The sequence below is a fragment of the Acanthopleuribacter pedis genome, from assembly GCF_017377855.1.
In the GTDB taxonomy this organism is placed as follows: Bacteria; Acidobacteriota; Holophagae; order Acanthopleuribacterales; family Acanthopleuribacteraceae; genus Acanthopleuribacter; species Acanthopleuribacter pedis.
In genome coordinates, this window is record NZ_JAFREP010000090.1 from 1 (window position 1) to 2,614 (window position 2,614).

A 2,614-nucleotide genomic window follows, 5' to 3' on the forward strand; every position below is an offset into this window, starting at 1 on the left:
CCCACACCAAGGTCTTGAAAATAGGCTGGTGTCCAGCAAGCAGGGCAAATCAGAGGGAAGGATCAGACGGCGAACCCGCCTGGGCGGCCTGCTCAACTTTTATGATCGCGTTTCAGGATAGGAACTAGGTGGATTTGAATCGAAATCTAAGGCCAAAGTGCGTCCAAATATGTCCGTTGCACCAAAAACAGCCTACTTTCCCACAAAATTTTTGCCATTTCTCACCAAAGGGAAAGGTGGATTTTCCTTTCGTGGCGCGGATTTCATCTTGAATTGCCAGCCTCGTTATTTTTGGGACATTGCGCTGTAACATTAGCGCTCAGTAAACCAAACCGTCTCGAAACTCAATGTATAGGTACTATAATCAAGGTATCCAATGAGAACAACAGGCCCTCTAGGGTCATAATATGATTCGCACTCAGGTCCGGTGAGATGATAAGTAACAGTAGTTAAAAGGTAAAATCTATCTTTGTTTCTTGACACAGAAGAGGCTGTAATCTGATAATAGGTTGGACATACGCTTGTAGCTCCAGTCTTTTGTCCTAGAATTTTATCTGCGCAAAAACCAATAGGCATCGTTTCTTTTGGAAGTCTCCAGGGGAAAAGGATAGGATCGCTTTTTTTTTCAAACTCAGAAAATGAATCAAATTTATTACGGCTTTGATCGAAATAAATAATATTGCTAAAGTGAATCTCTTCGCCAGGCGCTATTCTTATCTCTTCAGCTGTTCGCAAAAGCGCCAGACAAGAAATCCTTTGGAGCTCGCTATAGTTGATTAAGAACTCAACAATCAATAAACACATTTTTCCCACCTTGCTTTTTGAAAATCAATTACTTCAACTCTTCTCTGCGCAGCCGGATTGAAGCACGTTCGCGTAGTCCTGAGTTGTTTTCAGGATTGCTGATAATTTCTCTTAGAAAGTTTTTTAGATTCGCAGGCGAAAGTTTGCTCTCGTGAAGAATCACATTGCCTACAACTACTCCATCTAAGGAAAAAGAAATACGCCCATCACCAAATTGGCTACTCAGTGGGTCTGATGAAACCAACACTGCCTTGTAGTGGTCTCGCTGGGGGACAATAAGCTCGTTTCGAATTATATTTATTGATTTCACTACAGGACCTTTCAAACCACTTCTTCTAGGATCTTTTTTATTCCGGAAAACATGGAACAACTCATGAAGAAATGTTGTACCTAAACCGGATGAAGTTCGAAGTTCTTCTATCAAGTCTCTACTAGTAGATTCCTGAAGCTTCTTGCCTTCTTCTGTCAATTGAAAACTCAGCCCATCTTCCGAATAAAAGTCTGCTACATCAAGAACCACCTTCTCTCTGAATCCACTTCTGTTTGGTACTGAAGTTGCTGCAAGACTGTAAGTATCTCGGGCTTCTTTACTGTGTCCAGCATGCAGTATCACTGCACGCTCGTCGCTGATGAATTCATGCAACAAAGAACGAGCATGCGCGCTCCCGCCTGAATACTTGTCTTCGTCAAGAATCTTTAATTGGTGATGAACAAAATCAATCGCTCCCTTATCATAACCTGTTATTTTCCGAAGTTCCATCAAGAGGAGTTGTCTTTCTTCTTGGGTTAGATTACCTTGAACAATTGCTAACCCAGTGAGATCCCAGAATAATACAGGGTTACCAGCGGCATACGCATAAGGCTCAGTAAACGTCGCTGGATCGTAGATGTCGGGGGCGCGGAAATCGGGGTTTAGGAAGTGGCCTAGTTGTGGGTCGTAAAACCGGTGGTGCATGTAGGTTAGGCCGGTGTCCGCGTCTTCTAGGTGGCCGCTTAGGCCGAGGGGGGTTGTTGGGAAGATGGGGTCCGGGGGGAGGCTGAAGTTTTGGGTGGTGTAGGGGGAACCTCGCGTCGGTGTGTTGGCCAAGGATTCGCCCCAGGGTGAACGCGGGTTGATGTAAATTGTTCCCGTGTTGGCGTTTTTGTACGCCAGTGGCGTGCCGAGGTGGTCGGTGAAGATGTGGTAGTCCATGCCCGCGCCGGTCAGGTCTTTGATGAAGGCCGGCCCGAGTGGGCCTTGGCCGACGGCATGGGTCCATTGGACTTGACCCGGTCCCTCGTACAGGCCGATGGCGATGACTTTGCTCCCCTCGTAGGCGAAAGCCAGCGGTTGCGGGTGGTGTTGGGTGGCCGCGCGGATGCGCCGGTATTGGTGATCGTAGTGGTATTGGGCGGTTAGGTTGTTGTCGTCGCGGATCTCGCGCAGGCGGCGGAAACCGTCCCACACGAAGGTGCGCACCGTCCCGTCGCGGTAGTCGATTTGTTGCAAGTTGCCCAGGATTGGATCGTAGCTGTATTGGTCGGTGCCGCTTGGTTCCGTCGCGCCCGCCGCGCCGGTGCGTTGGTGGATGCGGCGGTTGTCCGCGCCCGCTTCGGCCGCCAATTGTTCGTTGACCAGGATTTGGTTGTTGAGCAGGCGGGTTAAACCGCCCAGCAGTTGGTTTTGTACCGTACCGTAGCTTTCTTGGATTTGGTCGGTGACGCCGTTGCTGTTGCGGTTGATGGTGACGCCGGTCAGGTGTTCGTCGCTGTTGTAGGCGGGTTCGATGATTTCGCTGAAGGAGCCCGCTTTGCGTTCGATGCGCGTGAG

2 protein-coding genes are annotated in these 2,614 nt (G+C 49.0%); both read right to left on the minus strand.

All coding sequences use genetic code 11. The features are described 5' to 3' along the window. Positions 1 to 312: 312 nt before the first annotated feature. Complete coding sequence (locus tag J3U88_RS33960) at positions 313 to 804, minus strand: hypothetical protein (RefSeq protein WP_207863671.1); 492 nt, start codon at positions 802 to 804, stop codon at positions 313 to 315. A gap of 28 nt (positions 805 to 832) precedes the next feature. Then, on the minus strand, positions 833 to 2,614 hold a 1,782-nt coding region (locus tag J3U88_RS33965), incomplete at its 5' end, for an RHS repeat domain-containing protein (protein WP_207863672.1).

Coding starts and splice junctions, on each gene's coding strand:
- J3U88_RS33960 (WP_207863671.1), bottom strand. CDS start 804: ATGTGTTTATTGATTGTTGAGTTCTTAATCAACTATAGCGAGCTCCAA.